General features: G+C 61.0%; 16 protein-coding genes. 8 read left to right on the top strand and 8 right to left on the bottom strand.

All coding sequences use genetic code 11. The features are described from left to right. Window positions 1-107 precede the first annotated feature (107 nt). The 3 genes from FPL22_RS12975 to lepB are packed head-to-tail and all read left to right on the top strand — an operon-like array spanning window position 108 to window position 2,009. Window positions 108-1,190, top strand: coding sequence for a radical SAM protein (locus FPL22_RS12975; RefSeq protein WP_162525304.1), 1,083 nt, complete (start codon window positions 108-110; stop codon window positions 1,188-1,190). After that, window positions 1,183-1,458, top strand: coding sequence for a hypothetical protein (locus FPL22_RS17715; RefSeq protein ID WP_162525305.1), 276 nt, complete (start codon window positions 1,183-1,185; stop codon window positions 1,456-1,458). The genes FPL22_RS12975 and FPL22_RS17715 overlap by 8 nt, the downstream gene beginning before the upstream one ends. After that, window positions 1,455-2,009, top strand: coding sequence for a signal peptidase I (gene lepB, locus FPL22_RS12980; RefSeq protein WP_162525306.1), 555 nt, complete (start codon window positions 1,455-1,457; stop codon window positions 2,007-2,009). Before FPL22_RS17715 ends, lepB begins: the two co-directional genes overlap by 4 nt. Window positions 2,010-2,012: 3 nt before the next feature. Here lepB and FPL22_RS12985 read toward each other — a convergent pair whose 3' ends face one another. From FPL22_RS12985 to FPL22_RS13000, 4 genes are all read right to left on the bottom strand, one after another. Beyond that, window positions 2,013-2,666 (bottom strand): hypothetical protein, encoded by a 654-nt coding sequence (locus tag FPL22_RS12985; protein ID WP_144230839.1) that lies wholly within the window; start codon window positions 2,664-2,666, stop codon window positions 2,013-2,015. A gap of 100 nt (window positions 2,667-2,766) precedes the next feature. Then, entirely contained in the window at window positions 2,767-3,684 is a 918-nt protein-coding gene (locus FPL22_RS12990) for a GAF domain-containing DNA-binding protein (RefSeq protein WP_144230840.1), read from the bottom strand. 175 nt (window positions 3,685-3,859) lie between these two features. After that, complete coding sequence (locus tag FPL22_RS12995; RefSeq protein ID WP_144230841.1) at window positions 3,860-7,102, bottom strand: fibronectin type III domain-containing protein; 3,243 nt, start codon at window positions 7,100-7,102, stop codon at window positions 3,860-3,862. A gap of 254 nt (window positions 7,103-7,356) precedes the next feature. Then, window positions 7,357-7,983, bottom strand: coding sequence for a polysaccharide deacetylase family protein (locus FPL22_RS13000; RefSeq protein ID WP_162525307.1), 627 nt, complete (start codon window positions 7,981-7,983; stop codon window positions 7,357-7,359). Window positions 7,984-8,255: 272 nt separating this feature from the next. On the opposite strand from FPL22_RS13000, the gene FPL22_RS13005 reads away from it, so the two are divergent. The 4 genes from FPL22_RS13005 to FPL22_RS13020 all read left to right on the top strand — a co-directional run bounded on the left by FPL22_RS13005 (window position 8,256) and on the right by FPL22_RS13020 (window position 13,097). Continuing rightward, complete coding sequence (locus tag FPL22_RS13005) at window positions 8,256-9,371, top strand: glycosyltransferase family protein (protein ID WP_144230843.1); 1,116 nt, start codon at window positions 8,256-8,258, stop codon at window positions 9,369-9,371. A gap of 142 nt (window positions 9,372-9,513) precedes the next feature. After that, window positions 9,514-11,037, top strand: a complete 1,524-nt coding sequence (locus FPL22_RS13010; RefSeq protein WP_144230844.1) for a hypothetical protein — start codon at window positions 9,514-9,516, stop codon at window positions 11,035-11,037. 83 nt (window positions 11,038-11,120) lie between these two features. Further along, entirely contained in the window at window positions 11,121-12,053 is a 933-nt protein-coding gene (locus FPL22_RS13015; protein ID WP_144230845.1) for an MBL fold metallo-hydrolase, read from the top strand. A 165-nt stretch (window positions 12,054-12,218) separates the two neighbouring features. After that, window positions 12,219-13,097 carry an ATP-grasp domain-containing protein gene (locus tag FPL22_RS13020; RefSeq protein ID WP_144230846.1) on the top strand — a complete coding sequence of 293 codons (879 nt, stop codon included), beginning with the start codon at window positions 12,219-12,221 and terminating at the stop codon, window positions 13,095-13,097. Here FPL22_RS13020 and FPL22_RS13025 read toward each other — a convergent pair. The 4 genes from FPL22_RS13025 to FPL22_RS13040 all read right to left on the bottom strand — a co-directional run bounded on the left by FPL22_RS13025 (window position 13,087) and on the right by FPL22_RS13040 (window position 17,030). Then, window positions 13,087-13,542 carry a ferritin-like domain-containing protein gene (locus tag FPL22_RS13025; RefSeq protein ID WP_144230847.1) on the bottom strand — a complete coding sequence of 152 codons (456 nt, stop codon included), beginning with the start codon at window positions 13,540-13,542 and terminating at the stop codon, window positions 13,087-13,089. The two genes, FPL22_RS13020 and FPL22_RS13025, sit on opposite strands and share 11 nt — an antisense overlap. Window positions 13,543-13,644: 102 nt before the next feature. After that, on the bottom strand, window positions 13,645-15,249 hold the full coding sequence (locus FPL22_RS13030; RefSeq protein ID WP_144230848.1) for an OpgD/OpgG family glucan biosynthesis protein: 1,605 nt from the start codon (window positions 15,247-15,249) through the stop codon (window positions 13,645-13,647). A gap of 55 nt (window positions 15,250-15,304) precedes the next feature. Further along, window positions 15,305-15,709 carry a response regulator gene (locus tag FPL22_RS13035; RefSeq protein WP_144230849.1) on the bottom strand — a complete coding sequence of 135 codons (405 nt, stop codon included), beginning with the start codon at window positions 15,707-15,709 and terminating at the stop codon, window positions 15,305-15,307. Between the two features lie 118 nt (window positions 15,710-15,827). Beyond that, complete coding sequence (locus FPL22_RS13040) at window positions 15,828-17,030, bottom strand: response regulator (protein WP_144230850.1); 1,203 nt, start codon at window positions 17,028-17,030, stop codon at window positions 15,828-15,830. A gap of 114 nt (window positions 17,031-17,144) precedes the next feature. On the opposite strand from FPL22_RS13040, the gene FPL22_RS13045 reads away from it, so the two are divergent. Continuing rightward, entirely contained in the window at window positions 17,145-17,792 is a 648-nt protein-coding gene (locus tag FPL22_RS13045) for a hypothetical protein (protein ID WP_144230851.1), read from the top strand. Window positions 17,793-17,800 lie beyond the last annotated feature (8 nt).

Here is a 17,800-nt window from a genome sequence, read left to right on the forward strand (position 1 = left end):
TGTCCCACCTGGATTTGTGGCGGTTAGCCCGGAGACCGGCGAAAAGCATGCGGTGCTCCTAAGAAAGGATCGCATCGGGCGTCAGGTGTTATTGAATGAAGTATCGGATGCGCACCCCGGCTTACCCCGCCTTTGGTCTTACGTTGGTCGTCAACCATGCCTGCAACCTTCGCTGCAGTTATTGTTACACCGGAGCGAAATTTAATTCGGCCATGCCGGTCGAAATGGGCGTGCAAGCAATTCGTCGTGCATTGGCCAGCGTGGGTGTCGGAGGTATGCTCAATCTTGGATTCTTCGGCGGCGAACCACTGATCGAAGCACCACGCATTCAAGAATGGATGCAAGTGGCCCGCCACGTCGCTTCGGCACAGGGCAAGCAGGTGCATTTCAATCTTACCACTAACGGCACGATCACCGATGAGTGCGCCCGATCGATCTTGATGGATCCCGATGTGGAAGTGGCGATCAGCTGCGACGGCGCACCGGCCCAACACGATAAACACCGACGGGATGCGCAGGGTCAGGGCAGTCTGGCACGGGTCGAGAAGACCCTGCGGTTGCTGGTGGACGCGGGCCGCCCTTTCTCGGTCGTGATCGTGGTGCGCCCGGATACGCTGAACGGTTTGTGCGAAGGCCTTGCTCATCTTCGGGAAATCGGAGTCACCCGTTTCACTTTGTCGATCGACGTCTGGACGGCCTGGACGGAAAACGATCTCCGGAATCTGGCGGTCAACGTGGATGCCGCGGCGGATCTTTGGCGGAGTTGGCTGCCTGATGTGAGTATCGACTGGTTCGATACGCGCGTGGCCGCGCTGGCGGGGCTAACCTCAGTGGGTGCGAGCACTCGCTGCGGTTTTGGTGAAGGAGAAATCGCCGTGGCACCCAGCGGACGACTTTATCCCTGCGAGAGACTTGTGGGTGAGGACCGGCCCGGCCATGGGCTTAAGCTCCCGGGACTGGTGGGCGACGCCGGTGATTTTCTGGAAATGGGTTCACCTTGCTTCGGCCAAGGGACGGGTTGCGCCTCCAGCTCCGGCTGCCGCTGCAGCAATTATCTCCGCACGGGCTCCACCGATGGCGAAGATGGATTGTTGCGCGCCTTGGATGAGGCGGTGCACCGTTCCCTCGAACGCCTGATTACTGCGAACACCGCCAGCCATTCTATTGCCGGAGGAAATTACCATGAATGAAAATGACACGCCGGAAACACCCGAAGATTTTCAGGAACGCGTCCGACAGGCTTATGAGGCCGGGGAAGCGACCCCTTCGTTTTTACGCAAAGCGGCGGTCAACTTCCTCCTGGCAGCGGGCGGGATGGCTGTCGTAGGAGCGGTTGTTCTGCCCGGAACCGTCGCGGGCGCTTCGCGAACCTCCAGGTTGGAATGGCAGCGGCGTCAGGCCGAGATCGCCAAGGTGAGCGAGTCATCGCCGGTGGTGAATCCCTCGGTCCAACCGTGAAACCGGCCGCCCGGCACAGGGTTCGGACGGGCTTGCGCGTGGTCGAACGGTTTTTCGCCATCGTGGGCGTCTGCGCATTGATCTATCATCTTTTTTTCGATTTTGGCGTGATGGTCTCCAGCTCGATGTCGCCGGCCTTGCAGGGCGACAATGCACTGACCGGGGACCGGGTGATTTTTGAAAAGTGGACCGGCCTGTTCCGGGCGCCGCAACGCTGGGAGATTCACCAGTTCCACACTCCGGAAGGGCTCACGGTGGCGAAGCGGGTGATCGGCTTGCCGGGGGAGCGGGTATCTCTCCGCAAGGGCTTGCTCTGCATCAATGGGTCGCCGGTCGCTGTTCCGGAACGACTGAAACACCTTCGTTATCTTCCGTCCGGCAATCTTTCCAAAGATCGTGAAGTGGAGTGTGGAACTGGTTATTACGTCCTGGGAGATGATTCGCGCGATTCGTGGGACAGCCGCTATGAAGGCGTGCTGGCCGCGGATCGCTTTACTGGTCGGGCATGGTTGATCTTAGGCCCTCGCAGTCATTGGGGATTCGTTCGCTGACGTCTATCGCCGAACGAAATTGCGGCTCCTGCGGAGCCCCGCCAGCGCGGCAATGGCGGCGAAGCCGGCGAAGATACTGGCGGTGGCGGGTTCGGGAATGGGGGAGGCGACGAAGCGGCCTTCGATGTGATTGAAGACCTGGCTCAGCTCGATGTCTTGCGTGGAGAGCAGGGTCAGGGTGGAGGTGGCCGCGTTGAACTGGCCGGTAAAGCCGGCGATCAGGTTTGAAGAGCCCTGAATAAATTCGAAATCGGTGATCGTCTGAGCCTCGGCTGACGCGAAATTGAATGTGATGACAAAGCTGACGCCCGCCTGAAGGGTATATGATGGGCCCTCGGGATCGCCCGAGTTGTAGAAGATGTAGAAGATTCCTTGGCCATCAGAGCCAGGTGCTATGTAGGTGCTGGTATCGTCATGGACGTCGAAGATGATACCCAAGTTGGCGGAGACAAACTGAGCACCCAATTCGGTGGGGTAATCGGTTCCGACGACAACCGGCGTCGGTATGCCGGTCGTGAACGTTTGGGCACCGACTTGGAGGGTGCTGCTTATCGTGGTGCCGGTGAGATCGAAGCCGGCGGCTTGGGCCAAGGGCGACGTGACAAAAAGCAGAGCGACCAGGCCCAGCGATGTAGAAACGAAAGGGCGTATCTTCATAGTCAATACAGGGAACACGCGGCGGGATCGCGGAACTGGCGAGGGCGAATCGACGAATGGAACGTGGGTTCGACGAATGGCGGCGCGTGATGACGCAGCTCTAGGCTCCGAGGCGGCTGCGAAGATCCGCGCGATACCGTTTCGAGACCGCCCATTTATCGGCGACGCCTTCGATGCAGACCTGCCAGAGGCCGCGGGTGGTGCGCTCGACATCCAGGATGCTGGCGACGCGCACCAGTGAGCTGCGATGGATTTGTTGAAAGCGGTCGTGAGGAAGCAGCGACACCCAGGTGTTGAGCGGGCGAAGTTCGAGAAACGAGCGACCATCGGCTAGATGAACGCGGGTGTAATCGCGCTCGGCCTGCACGCCAACGATGTTGTCGAGCGACACGCGTTGCAGGGCCGACGAGCCGCGCAGGTAGAGGTTTGCGGCCGGTGGCGGTGAGGAACGGGGCTCTCCCTGGGCGACCGGCGAGGCGGCAGCCGCGATCAGGTTTCCGCAGAGCTGGAGCGATTGGACGATCTGTGCCGACCAGTAAACGGGTTTGCGCACGGCGTCGAAGCCGATGCAGCCCCAGAGGCGTCCGTTGAGAAATAGAGGCACACTCAATACCGACTGGTTTTGCTGGCGCAGGAATTCTGCGCGCAAGGCGCGCGCCGAGCGCGGCAGGCGGCGGATGTCATGCACGAGGACGGCTTGTTCGCGAAGGAGGTGGGCATGCAACCACGCGATCATTGCGACGGGTGTGTTTTGCAGGTCGGTCACGAAGGAAGGCACGCCGGGCCGGTGCCATTCGTGCGTGTTGCGGAAGAGCGTGATCTCCTCGTTGTAACTGAAGAGCCAGGCGCGATCGGCGCTGGCCTCAAGGCCGGCGGTTTCGAGGATGGCTGAGACCGCGTCATCGAAAGGTCGGGTCAGTAGGGCGAGACTTGCGGCATACACTGGATCATCCGAGCGGATGGCGTCGCTGCGCAGGTCGAACAATTCGCAGAAGGAGGCGGGCGGCTTTCGTGGCATGGCGTCAGTTCATCCGTCGGACTGGGGCGCGCCCGCGCTGGAATCCCGTCTGTGATGGATACGGCGGATAAATCGCACAAGACCGCGAATCGGGCCCGCGCGAATTTAGCAATTTTATGACCGCCGGTCCGCGATGCGCGAAGTCCGGCGGTCACCTGATTTACGGTAAGACGGCTTAGTTGGCCGTCGCGGAAACCGGCGCGCTGTAGCTGCTCGATCCGGCGCCGGTGATGTAGCAGACCTTGTAGTAGTAGGTCGTGCCGGCGGTGAGTCCGGTGTTGGTGTAGGTCGTGCCGGTGTTGTTGTATTTGATTACGGAATACGGACCGGCGCTGGTAGTCGCACGACTGATGTTGTAGCTTGTCGCGCCGGAGACGGCACTCCACGAGAGCGCGACCTGGCCGGTGCCCGCAGTCGCGGTCAAGCCGGAGGGGCCGGCGGGCGGGGCGGGGATGCTGAACGTGACCTGATTGGAGGGCGACGAATTGCCGGTGCCGCCGGTGGCAATCACCCGCATGGTGTAGGGGCCGGAAGGCATGCCCAAACCAGTGCGCGTGTAGCTCGTGACGTTGGCTGCCACGGTTCCGTAAGTGCTCCAGGTTGTGCCGTTGTAGGACTGGATGGTGAAACCGGTTTCGTTGCCGGAGTTATCATTCCAAGTGAGCTTGAACCAACCGTTCAACATGGTGGACCACGTCGGTGTTACGTTGGAAGGTGCGACCGGGATCGTGCTGGGCTCTTCGATGCTTTCGAGGGTGAGCGGCAGGATCGGCTTGGTGGCGTTGGGATCGACGGTGTTGGCGGCGAGGAACGCGGCGTCGAAACCGGTCAACGTGATGTCGATGGGGAACTGGAGGTAGTTGCCATCGCGGCGCTCATCGAGGTGGAACCAGAGGCGGCATTTCCACGTGCCGTTGTCGTTGAAGCAGCCGTTCATCTCGACCATCTCGGTGCCGGTGGTATGCTGGTTCTTGTGCGGCCCGAGGGTGCCGAAGTTTTCCAGATTGGCGTAGGTGACGAAACCGTCGGGCCATTTGCGGACGCCCACATGGTCCACGATCGTGCCGGAGAGGCTGATGGTGTTGTGGCCGGTCGGGCCGGTCGTGGTGTCGGACGTGGGCGACAACGTGAAGGACGGCGTGGCGGCACCGGCGGGTTTGACTCCGCCCAGTCCGCGCGGGGCCGACGGATAAACACTGGGCAGGCTCGCGCTTGAGATGCTGCTCCAGATGCGGGGCTTGGATGTGAAGCCCGGGTTGGGCAGGTCGGGATTCGTGATGGTCCAAGGTCCCATCACGTTCCAAAAATAATGGTCCGCGGGAACGTCGGTCGCGCTCGTTGGGTAGGTCTTGGTATTGTCGAACGGCGTGGTGACGTTGGTGAAGGCGATGTCGATCCAGAAGCCGTTGTAGTTGTATCCAAGACCATTGTCCTGGAAGCCGCGGAGGAAGTTTTCGAGCCGCATGTTCACCCACATCATGCCGAACGTATTGCCACCGAGCCAGGCGGCGGTGCCGGTGCCCGGTCCGCGCCAGTAGGAGTCGTAGAACGAGTAGTAAAACGTGTAGTTGTGCAGGTTTAGCGGAGTCGTCGTGCCGATGCAGTGGAAGCGCTTGGCGAACATCACCGACTGGTCGCCACGATCGGTGAACTGGCGATGCGCAACGAAGAAACCCGTGGTGACGTTGAAGCAGGTGTTGTCGTTGAAGTCGTGGATCTGGTCCTGCTCGATGCCGTAGGTGTCGTTATCGAGTCCGTAGTCGCCATCGATGATGCCGTCCTTGCCGCCCTCGGTGAGCGGGTCTTTGTAGCGCAACGAAAACTTGTCCGGCACGCGGGGCAACGGCCTTGTCGCCTGCTGGTGGAACGTCCAGCCGTGGGTGCTGGAGATGGCGACGTTGCCCTGCTGGATGATGCCGCGCGCCTGGTTTTCAAAGGCGGCGCCGATGTGGCCGTTGTGGTTCATGTGGGTTTCCTGGCGGGAGCTCCAACTGGTGCGAAAGCCGTCGCCGCGGTTCCAGATGGAGATGTTGTTCACCCACTGGCCGATCTCGTTGCCCAGCTCGCTGACGATGCCGGCACCGCGAACGTTGTAGGTGATGGAGTCTTCAATGGCGGCGCGTGAGTTGTGCTGAGTGATGCCCCAGCCAGGCACGGGAATAGCGGTCATGGCGGGGCCGCTTTCGCCGCGCACCACGATGCCCTGAATGACGACTTGTTTGCGGCCGAAGAAAGGTCCGGTGCCGTGGATGTGGAAACCGTAGCGACCGCGGACGTTGTTGGTGTCGGCGAGATTGGTGGTGCCGAGGAAAATATCCTTTCCACCGGAAGAGGCGGGCACGTAGAGCGACGGATCGTTGGCGGTGCGGCCGAAGTTGAGGACATCAACGTAGCGAACCTCCACGTCGTCATCGTGCATGAACATCATGTGCGGACGGCGTTGCAGCTCGGTGCTCGCGACCTCGGCGCGGTGCTGGATCGAGCGAGTGAAGTTCACGACGTAAGGACGCACCGTGACGCTTTGCCCGCGCGGCAACGTGGTCGAGTAGACGTTGTGATTGAACGTGAGCGGAGCGCTCAACGTAACGACGTCACCGCTGATCGCGGTGATCGTGCGCGGCTCGTCCTGGCTGGTTTTGAAACCTTGCGATTGCGTCTGCGTGCTGGTGACGCCGTCCCATGAACCGGTGAACGAAGTCGGTCCGAGGTAGGTCGGGTCGGTCGTGACCGTGCCGGAAGACTCGGTGGCGCCGATGCAGATCTCGTCGCCGACCTTCCAGTTGGAGCCGGCGACACCGATCAGCTGGATGGTGGTCGCGCCGGCGGTGAGGTTGTTGGCGGCGTTGAGAAAATGTTTCTTGGTTTCGCCGCGCAGACGGGCGGGGCCCATGCAAACGAGGCCGTATTTCACGGTCTGTCCAGGGGCGTCCGAATACCAGTAAATCGTGCGGGTGGGGTTGCTGCTCGGTATGGGCGCGTCGGCCTCGCCCTCGAGGTAGATGCCGTGAAACATCTGGGTGCTCACCCACAGCACCGAGCCGGGAGCACGTTCGAAGATGCCGCCGTGGCCGTTGTGGATGTGTTTAATCTTAACCGTGCTGGCGATGTCGTAGGTCACGAAGAACGCACCGAGATTCACGGTCGCGTTTTCTCCGGGGACCGCGCCGGTGCTCCAAAGCGTGGGGTCGGACCAGTTGCCGCTCTTGACCGCGGTGACCGTGTAAGGCCCGAGCGAAGGGTGCATATTCGGGTCCTCGGACTCGGCTTCGCTGGCATCGTAATAACTCTGGGGAACGACCGCGGGGCGGCCGCCGATCTTGGTGCTGATGGGAGGAACGCGGCCCGACTGGGCCCACGACGACTGGCCGATCACGGCCAGCGCAAGCAACGCGTGGACGCAAAGAGTGGATACTTTCATAGTGCTCCGGGGTAGGGTGGGGTTAAACTGCCGCGTGATGGACATCGCGCGACGAGGTGGGGAAACCTCACCGGCAGACTACACCCAATGAGCAACCGGCCGTTAACACGGCTCTGATCGGATTTGTGTCGATTCCTGCTCGTGCAGCGTGCAAACGCCTCCGCAGCCAGGAGGACTAGCCTCAGTTCAGACTGTAACGAAACTGTGAATACCTAATCTGGTCTGGCCGGATAACGCGGCGACCACGCAAAGCGCTACTTGGCTGCAGCGAGCGCAAGCAGCTCGGAAACGGTGACGAAGCGCAGGCCTTTGGCGCGGAGATTGGCGATGATCGCGGGGAGCGCATCGGCAGTTTTTTCAGGCCAGGTGTGGAGGATGACGATGTCGCCTGCGCCGGCCTGGCTGCACGTGGCGATGATCTGGTCCTCGGTGACTTTCGCGTCCCAATCGGAGGCAGAGAAGGAACCGCTGATGGAGGGCAGCTTGAGTTCGCCGAGCACGGTCCACAGGGCGGGGCCGTGTGAAATGTAAGGTGCGCGGAAAACCACGGGCGTGATACCGGTGGCTTCTTTGATGATCGTCTGGGTTTCGACTAATTCGGCGCGGATGGCGGCGATGTCGCTCATGTCTCCCAGCTTGGGGTGGGTTTTGCTGTGGTTGGCGATCTCGTGGCCGGCGGTGACGATGGCTCGGGCGAGATCGGGATGCTTGGCGACGTTTTGGCCGATTTCAAAAAAGGTGACCTTGATATTTTCGCGGGCGAACAGTTCGAGGAGGACGGGCGTTTGGGTCGCGTGCGGACCGTCGTCAAAAGTGAGTGCGACCACGGGCTGGCCGGTCTGGACGGACTTGATCATCGGTTGGGCGGAAACGGAGGTCATGAGGAAGGCAAGAATCGCAAGCGCTGGGGTAAGAAAGCGGAGACGCATCGGGGCAGGTTTGCACCGCCCATGTGCGTTGAGAAGTGAATTGCGGGTTTACGCGAAAACCTCGAGCGGGAAGTAATCCTTCGGCAATCGCGATAATCTGACGGACATATAAGCGGATTTTTCACCCGCCGTTAACGTGGTCTGGATTTTGGCGCGCTCCGGTCGCATCAGGGCACTTTGTTTTTCCCTTCGTTCATCCCGAATAACTTGATAGCTGGACTGCGATGAGAGTTTTGGTTCTCAACCATATATTCGGTGAGTTCACGGGCTCGGAAATCTACGCGCTGCAGTTGTGCGCGGCTCTGCGGGAGGCGGGGCACGAGGCGGATATCGGGACGTTTGAGCCACGCGGGCCGTTGTTGGAGAGGGCCCGCGACTTGGGCATTCGGGTGCATGATGTGCTCAATGATGAGGGGCCGGCCTTGGATTATGATGTGCTGTGGGCTCACCACGCACCGGTTTTAACCCACGTTATCTTCCGCCGGACCTTGGTGCCGTGCCGCGTGATTTTCAGCAGCTTGAGTCCGCTCACCGCGATGGCGTGTCCGCCCACCTACTTTGAAGATCTGGATCGGGTGCTGGCCCACAGCCCCTACAACGTCGATTACCTTCGGAAGCTTGGGGTGCTCGAGGAACGCCTTCATTTATTTCCCAATTTTGCGCCCAAGGCTTTTTTCGCCAAGCAACGCGCTGCACCTCACGGCGGACTCAAACGCATCGCGGTCGTCTCGAATCATCGCACGGAGGAAGTGCAAGCGATGGCGGTCTGCGCGCGTCAGGATGGCGTGCAGGTCGATTTTATCGGAGGTGACCACCCGGTCTTTGTGGATGAAACCGTGCTGATTGATTACGACCTGGTGATCTCCATCGGGAAGACGGTGCCCTATGCGTTCGCCCAGCGGGTGCCGGTTTACTGTTACGATCATTTTGGCGGGCCGGGCTATCTCAATGCGGACAACTTTGAGGCGGCGCGGTATGGCAACTTTTGCGGACGTTCGTTCTATCGGAAACTAACAGCGGTCGAACTCTATGCGGACATCAAGGCGGGTTATGCCTCGGTCACTCCTGCGACGTTGGATTTTTTGCACGAAAAGGCCCGCACCCTGTTCTCGCTCGAAATCAATCTCGGCCGGGTATGCGCGGAGTTGGCCGTGTTGCAGCCGACCGATCTGGATGCTTTGCGACGCCGCCATATCGTGGCGGGCAGACTGAACGACGTCTACATGGGCTGCCTGCGAAACCGCATCCATTTCGAGCGCTTGCTCAAAGCGCGGGGATCGAAACCCCGCTGGCGTTCCCGGCTGGCGCGCTGGGGTAAATGCTTGGGCTTAAAATCCTGACTGCCGCAAATGCAGTTTGCTGGAGGGTTTGATCCGCCCGGCGGATACATTTTTGGGCCGATACGTAAAATTGGTGTTCTTTCTGCATAAGCCGTTAACTCGCTCTAGATTTTACCGCGCGCTTTTGTAGCGTTATTCCACTTTGTCTCCCCCTTCAGTCATCACGAATAATTCGATCACCGGACTCCCGCCCGATCTGGTGGACGTTCTAATGCGTGAAAGTGCGCTGGCGATGGCGCACCAAAAGCTCGATGAGGCGCGCACCGAGGTGCTCGCGCAAAAAGGCCGCTTGGAAACGAAGACCGGCCTGCTCAACAGCTTTTCGTCCAAGGGAAATAATGAGCGCGAGGTGCAGACGCTGGTGAATCACAAGCTGCACTACGATTCGCAGATCAAGAAGGCCGAAAGCCTCACGGCGTTGATCAACAAAGAAACGAATCGCTGGCTGGAGTGCTGCCTCAAGACGGGCGCGCCTGACTATGCGGCGGCGCTGGCCGGCCACGATTATCCCGAGGATTGGGCGCGTTTTAGTTACGGGTTTGAGATGCTGATCAAGTCGTTCCAGATGGGACTGCAGGACATCATGGTGCAGTTCAAACGGGACAACCCGGCGGCGTCGCGTTCGCAGTTGCAGACGGACTCCATCCGCAAGCTGCTGCCCGTGGCCCGCCAGATCGAAATCGATGTCGAGTTCTTCAACCGCATCCTCACCCAGCAATCGCAGCAACGTCGCACGGGTTCGGGCAAGGTGACGCTGCAACCGGAATACAGCTGGTGCGAAACCGTCGAGCAATTGGGCGTGCTGCCCGTCGGCGAGGCGCTCGGCACGTTGCGTGAACTGGTCACGGCGAGCACCGGGTTTCTGGCGACGCTCAGCCAGGTGATCAAACGCGAGCAATTCATCGCCGAGGAAAAAGCCGCCCAAGCCAGCCGCCCTGCGCATCCGGCTAAAGCGAGTTTCCTGAAAATCTGGTGGGAGTCGCTTCGTCCGCACGCCCTCGCGAGCGTGAAGGTGGACAAGCTCGAGGGCATCATCACCGAGACCGAGGCGTTGTTGATGGATGGTGAATTTTCCGCGCGGTTCAACCGCTACATGGTGCAGACGATGACGCCGAGTGCGCCGGCGCCCGCGCCGGCAAAAACCGCGACGACGCCCCCGATGCCCGCCGTGCAAAGCGATGCCGAGCTCCGCGCGCTGAAGGCGAAGCTTCAGGCCGAGCTCGAGGAAGTGGCCAAGCTCAAGGCCGGACTGGCGGCCCGCGAACGCACGTTGCGCGACGGCGAACAAAAGCTGCGCGAGAACGAGCAGGCGTTCGTGGAGAAATGCAAACGCGAGCAAGCCGCGCTCGATGAAGCCAAGGCGGTGCTGGCCGCGCGCGACGCGGAGATCGACGTCAAGGCGCGCCAGGCCGCGGAAAAGCAGGCCGAGGAGCTGGCCCAACTTGAAGGCGTGAAGGCGGAGCTCGCCGCGCGCAACGTGTTCATCGAAGAGAGCGAGCAGCGCCTCTTGATGAAGGGCCAAGAGCAAATCGAGCACCTCGCCGAATTGGAGCAAAAGGAAGACGAGTTGATGGCGACCAAACGCGAGTTGAACGGCATGCGCAAAGAACTCGGGCTGCCTTTGATTCCGTTGCGCGCGAAACCGGTCGACGAGTTTGAGGAGTAAGCCGGCGCGGGTTGGCCAATCACCGCCGTGGCGGGAAACTCTTTCGCGCCGGTGCGGTCTGCGGAGGAACTCCCCTTTATTTTATGAATCGTCGCGACTTTCTGGTGTGTTCTTCGCTGGCCGTGTCCGCCGGTGTGTTCGGTCGATCTTTGGCTCACGCCCAATCGGCTCCCGCATCCGGCGCGCCTGCCGCAACGGGGTTTACGGCGTTGCGCCGGAATGTCGGCCTCTTTACCGGCCGCGGAGGCACCATCGGCTGGCTCGTCAACAAGGACGCGCTGGCGGTCGTGGATTCGCAGTTTCCCGATACCGCGCAAACGTTCCTCACAGGCTTGCCGGGACGCGATGACCGCAGGGTCGATGTGTTGCTCAACACCCATCATCACGGCGATCATACGGGCGGAAACCCCGTGCTTAAGCCGGTCTCGAAAAAAGTCGTCGCGCACGCCAACGTCCCCGCGCTGCTGCGGGCCGCCGCGGAACGTTCGGGGAAACCGTTGAATCCGCTCACGCTGCCCGACGAAACTTATGCCGACGCCTGGCGTGCGGAGTTGGGGGACGAAACGGTCAGCGCAAAATATTTCGGGCCGGCGCACACGCGCGGTGACGTGGTGATCGCGTTTGAAAAAGCCAACGTGGTTCACATGGGCGACCTGTGTTTTAACCGGATTTATCCGGTGATTGATCGTCCGGGCGGTGGCCTCATCAAGTCATGGATAGGCGTGCTGGAGAAAGTCTCCGCAGAGTATCCGGCTGATGCGATTTATGTGTTCGGGCACAGCGGACCGAAGTTTCAACCCCGGGGCACGCGTGATGATCTCGGAGTGTTTCGCGATTACTTGAGCGGACTGCTCGATTACACGCAGAAGCAGATTGATGCGGGGAAGACCAAGGCGGAGATCACGACGTTGGACAATCTGCCGGGCTTCGCGGATTTCCACCAACCCTTGCCCAATCGCCTCGGCGCGAATCTCGGCACGGCCTACGACGAACTGACGGCCAAAGAGACTTCCTGAGGACCGTCGTTGGGCGCTGTCGTATGAATATAATTCAAATCGACAGCGGGGAATCATCCTCAGTTATTGGCGTGAATGCAGCGTTGGATTGATTCACTCATCGGCAACTACTGGAAGACGCGGGCTCACCTCGTGGTGGTTTTGGGCGCGCAAGATCCGAGCTGGATGACCGCGCTGGCACCGGCTTCACCCGTGTGGAATGCGGTCTCGCGGCGATGCAAGGTTCTGCAGGTTAAATCGCCAAAAACGAAGCTGCCGCTGCTGGCCACGCTCACCCGTCGCACCGTGGTGATTCCGCTGATGGAGGATCACATCGCGCAGCGCCCGGTGCAGTATGCCGCGCTGGCGCCGACGCCTGAAGCGTTGGAGACCTTGGGCGACAAGGCGCGCTTTGCCGATTATGTCCGCCGGCAAGGTCTCGAGAATGGGTGTCCTGCGACGTATGAGTCGATCGACGAAGCTGAATTTCCGTGTGTGATTAAACGCACCAACCTCAACACGGGAATGGGCATTGAAGTGGTTTCGTCCCGGGAGGAAGCGATGGGTTTGGTAGCGGCTCCGCCGTTTGCGGGGCACCGGTGGATCATCCAGGAGAAGGTGTTTTTTCAGGTGGAATACGTGGTTCATTGCGTATGCGTGGACGGACGCATCGTCTGGCATGTAGTTTACGCCTATGACGCGCAGCGGCTGGAAATGCGCGGAACCGGCCGTGCGTTAAAACTTCGCGCCGCCACGATCCCGGCGCATCTGCTGGCAAAGCTGGAGGCCTTTCTGGCTCCGCTTAATTACTCCGGACCGTGCAACTGCGATTGCACGTGGGACGACGAAGAGCGGCTGATGGTTTTCGAAATCAATCCGCGGTTGGGCGGCAGCTTGATGCTCCCGCGGCACGCCGCGGATTTGGCGGCGTGCCTGTCGGTGATTATCGAGCACGCGTCGGTGAGCTGCCCATCCCGTCGCGTCGAGGCGCATGGGATGGACGCAACAGTGCCAGCGCTTGCTCAGGTTGAGCGGGTGGAACGAGAGACGGCGCTCAGCCGGTGATCACGGGATTGTCGATGCCGAGGGCGTCGGCGAGATCGGTGAGGTGCTCCTGTTCCTGCGCGATGATTTTGCGCAGGACCTCGCTCAGTGCGAATTCGCCCATGGCCTCGGCCTGGCGGATGCGCTCGCGGTAGGCGATGATGGTGACGCGCTCGTTTTCCAAATCGAAGCGGAGCATGTCCTCTGCTTTGTCAGACATCTTCACGGCATTCGGCGTGGTGATGGGCGTGCCGTTGAAGTAGTCGATCTGCTTGGTGATCTGGATGGCGTGATCGAGCTCCTCGGAGGCGTGCTTTTCGAGTTCATCGGCGATGGCGGTGAACTTCGCGCCCTTGATGGTCTGGCTGTAAACGATGTAGGCGATGATGGCCTGGTATTCGCGGGCGAGATCCTCGTTGAGGAGCTTAACCATCTTTTCGCGGCTGATTTTGTCGGGGTTTTTCATGGTGGGAAGAATGCTTACCCAGCCAGACCCGACGAAAGGCCGATGGTTCGGACGTAAACACAAGTTTCGCCGCCACTTCCGGAAAAGCGACGGCGGCGGCGGTTACACGAAGCTGCGATCAGCGGGTGGCGTCCATTGATACAGCCACGTTTCACTGAGGGGCTGCTCGTTGCTGCGCAGGAAGAGCCGCAGGTTGATCGGGCCCGGGGCGGCGTCGGTGACCTTCAGGTCGAACATCGCGCGATAGCCCTTGATCGATGCCAGCGGGCGGGCGGAGACGAGTTCGATCTCGCCGCGCGAGGCGCTGACGACGGCCTCGACACCAGAGTCGGCGGTGAACATGGGCAGCGTGCCGCCGACAAAATCGACGGCAAAGCGCCAGGAGAAATACGTGCGCTTGCGGCCGACGATGCCGCCGATGCCGGTGCGCGTCTGCTCGACAGTGGCGAGCGGCGGGGTGACGGGCATTTTATTGCCCCAGTGAAGACGGTAGCCGAGGAGGAGTTCGTCGCCGGCCTGCGTGGGGCGCTCGGGATTCCAGAAGGCGACGATGTTGTCGAAGGTTTCGTCGTTGGTGGGGATTTCGACGAGCTGGATGGAGCCTTTGCCCCAGCCGGATTTTGGCTCGACCCAGAGACTGGGGCGGCGGTCATAAAAAACCCCGTCGTCTTGATAGTGATCGAAATTCCGGTCGCGCTGGAGGAGGCCGAAGCCGCGCGGGTTTTCGTCGAGATGGGCGTTGAAGCGCAGGCCGGCGGGGTTGGTGAGCGGGCGCCAGATCCATTCGCCGGAGCCGGTCCACATCGCGAGGCCGTCGGAGTCGTGGATTTGCGGGCGCCAGTCGTTGGCCATGCGTTTGTCGTTGGCTCCGCATTGAAACATACTCGTGAGCGGGGCGATGCCGAGGCGCTCGATCGACGTGCGCGGGTAGAGGGCGGCGTCGATGTCCATGACCAGCGTGGCGCCGGGGTAAACATCGAAGCGGTAGGCGCCGGTGACGCTCGGTGAATCCATGAGCGCGTAAACGGTGACCTTCGACGAACGCGGATCAGGGCGCTCGAGCCAGAACGACGTGAAGCGCGGGAACTCCTCGGCGCGGTTCAGGCCGCAATCCACGGCAAGTCCGCGGGCGGAAAGACCGTATTGGAGATCCGAGCCGACGGCGCGGAAGTAACTCGCGCCGAGAAACGCGGCGACATCGCGCTGGAAGTCGGAGTGAAAATTAAGACGGAAGCCGGCGAAGCCGAGGTCGGCGGGCAGCGTGGTGCCATCGACTCCGCTTTTGCCGTAAGAAAACATTGCCGGGTCGTAGGCGAGTTCACGGGCCTGGCCGTCGGCGACCTCGTGCATGTGCACGGCTTGCTGAAAGAAGAGACCGAGATGAAAAAACTTGGACTGGAATTGCAGGCGGTCGCGGGCCCAGAGCGCGTGATCGTTGCGATACTGGATCGATTGATACTGGTCCCAATCGAAGGACTTGATCGCGGCGGGCAGGACGTTGACGGGCGCCTGATAGGCGGCGGCCGAGAGGGTGCGTGCACGGCCTTTGAGCCAGGCGTAGTCAAACGGCACGGCCTCTCCGACAAAGCGTGGGCCGGCTGGAGACGCGGCGGGTGAGGCGGCGGGCGGGGAGGCCAGCGAGCCGATGGGAGACAGCCCCAGCACGCCCATGGCGGCCGAGGATTTGATGAAATCACGACGATTCATATCCGTCTGTGTCATCAAGCACGGGCGAGGGTTTCCCGCCAGAGCGATTTTGAGATTACTGGCCGGATTTAGATGGTTTTCGGGCGACCGGCTTGAGCTTGATGACCTCGCGCACGGCCTCGAGGAGAGCGGTTTCGCTGAAAGGTTTTTCAATCATGCTACTGACGCCCAGCGCGGTGATTTTCGGGAGGACCTTATGATCGTGGCGGGAAACCATCATGATGACGGGGAGCTTTTTGAGCTGATCGTTGGACCGCATCATCTCCAGCATGGTGTCGCCGTTCATCGTGGACATGGCGATATCCAGCAAAATCAAGTCGGGCAGGACGCGCTCCATCGCAAACAGGCCGGTGAAACCGTTGGTGGCCTCCGCTACGTCGCAATCAAACGGCGCGAGGGCTTTGAGTGCGATGAGCCGCACGGCTTTGGAGTCATCGATGACGAGAATGTGAGGACGCATGGCGCTGTAAAGTGGAGGGGACTGCACGTATGAGCGCCAATCTCCCGCACATGGCAAAGCGTTTGTTCCGGACGCGGCGGACGCGGATGCCGGTCCGTGCGATTCCGGCTGGTGATGATCAGGCTTCGCCGCCCGAGTGCAGGTGAAACAACATGTCGTGGAAAAGCGGATCCGTGCATTCCGCTTCCTGGGCGCGGGCGGTGGCCATGTGGGCTTCCGTGAGCGTCGAGGTGACGCCGGCGAGACGACGGGCGAGCTCGATGGTGCGATGAAGCTGCATGTAGTCTCCCGGCCAGAGCTGGCGATCCATCCACTTGATGGATTCGGTGCTGAAGGTGCCGCGACCGGTGCCGGCGCGGCGCAGGATGGCGCGGGCGATATCTCCCCAGTCCTGCCAGCGGTCGACAAAATCGGGAACGAGAAAAGTCGCGGTGGTCGCCCGCAGGAGCAGGAATTCGTTGAAGTGAAGATCGCAGAGCGAACTCTGCGCGCAGAGAATGATCCGCAGGCGTTTGGAGAGGGTGGACTGCGAGGCGAGCCGGCCGCGCACGAGTTCTTCCAGCAACAACTGCTTTTCGGGAAGGAGCCGGTCGGCTTCCAAGATCACCAACAGGACGGAATGGGTGTCGGCGTGGGCGGGCTTGAGCAGTTCGTCGAGACGCGCGGCGGTCAGTTCATCGGCGTGTGCGACGAATTTGTGGGAGGCCGGATCGTTCGTGGCGCTGAGCGCGAGTTCGAAGCGACCGGATCCGTGGCGACCTTCCAAAATCGCGACGGAACGGAAATCGCGCAGACGGTCCATGTCGGCCTGCAGGCGCAGCGCGAATTTGGACATGCCCTGCGTGAGCGGGCAGGGCAGGGATTTATCGGCGGCGGTGCGGACTCCGCGAAAAGAGGGCAGGCGGAACGGCGAGGCCGACGCGCTGGCTGAAAGATTCTGCCGCGTGATGATGCCGGCGATTTTGTCGCGAAGGGCGCGGGGATCGACGGGCTTGTTGAGCAAGTCGTCGATGCCGAGCTCGCGGTAGCGCACGGCGACATCCGGCGTGATCGTGCCGGAGCACACGAGGACTGGCAGGGAGGGCAAAAACGCGCGCAACTCCGCGAGGGCGCCGAGGCCGTCGAGGTTGGGCATGTCGTTGTCCAAGATAGCGAGGTCGAAGCTGTGGTTGCGCAAGGCGTCCAGAGCCTGACGCCCGTCGAGAACACTCACGACCTCGTAGCCGGCCGTTTCGAGCAGAATAACCAGGACGCCGCGGCAAACCACCGAGTCGTCGGCGATCAAAATACGGGAGGAAGGAGGGAGCTTGGGCGAGACCATGGCGGACTAGGTAAAATAGGAGTTCGCAGAAGCCTCTTCTGGGCCAATTCCGAGCCGGCTCGCGCGATTTGCTAATAAATTGTAAAGAACGGTGGCGGCATCCGTTGCGCCCTCGTGGCACGCGCACTGCTGGTCAGGGATTTGCAAAAACACGCCGACGTGGCGTGGGCTGCGATTATCGTTATGAATTCCGAATCACCGGTTGCACTGACCAAGACGACTTACCGCGGCGTGACCGCGTATGAACTGAAATGGGTGGAAGGGGCGGTCGACAAAGAGAGCAGTTTCCCCACGGAAGCCGAGGCGGTCATGGCGATGTCGGAGATCGAGGAACGCCTGCGGATCGCGGCGATGGCGGGGCAGGGGCTGACGGTAAATCCATTCGGCCTGCACACGCCGTTCATCAGCTCGAAGGATGTGCATTTCGCGTCGCTCAAATTACAGCCACGCGGGTTGAAGTTTCGCGAATCGATCGAGGATTACGTAAGTGCGGTCACGACGTTGAAAGGTCTGGATGTCAGCGTGAGTGCGGCGGCTGCGGTGTTCGCGGAGGCCAGCCTGGCACTGAAGCCTTACGATATTTCCACGGAGCAAGCCGTGTTCGAATGGCTGGAGCTCAAAAAACAAGTTGGCGACCGTCCGATCTACGAAGTGTTGCGCACGTATTTGCAGGCGAAAGCGGCGGCGGAGATGCACGTTCCCATAGTCGCGCCGCCGGAAGCAGGCGGTGCCGGGGACAGGGCGGTGGTGCCTGCGACGTGACCTCGGTT

The sequence above is a fragment of the Rariglobus hedericola genome (assembly GCF_007559335.1).
Taxonomy (GTDB): domain Bacteria; phylum Verrucomicrobiota; class Verrucomicrobiia; order Opitutales; family Opitutaceae; genus Rariglobus; species Rariglobus hedericola.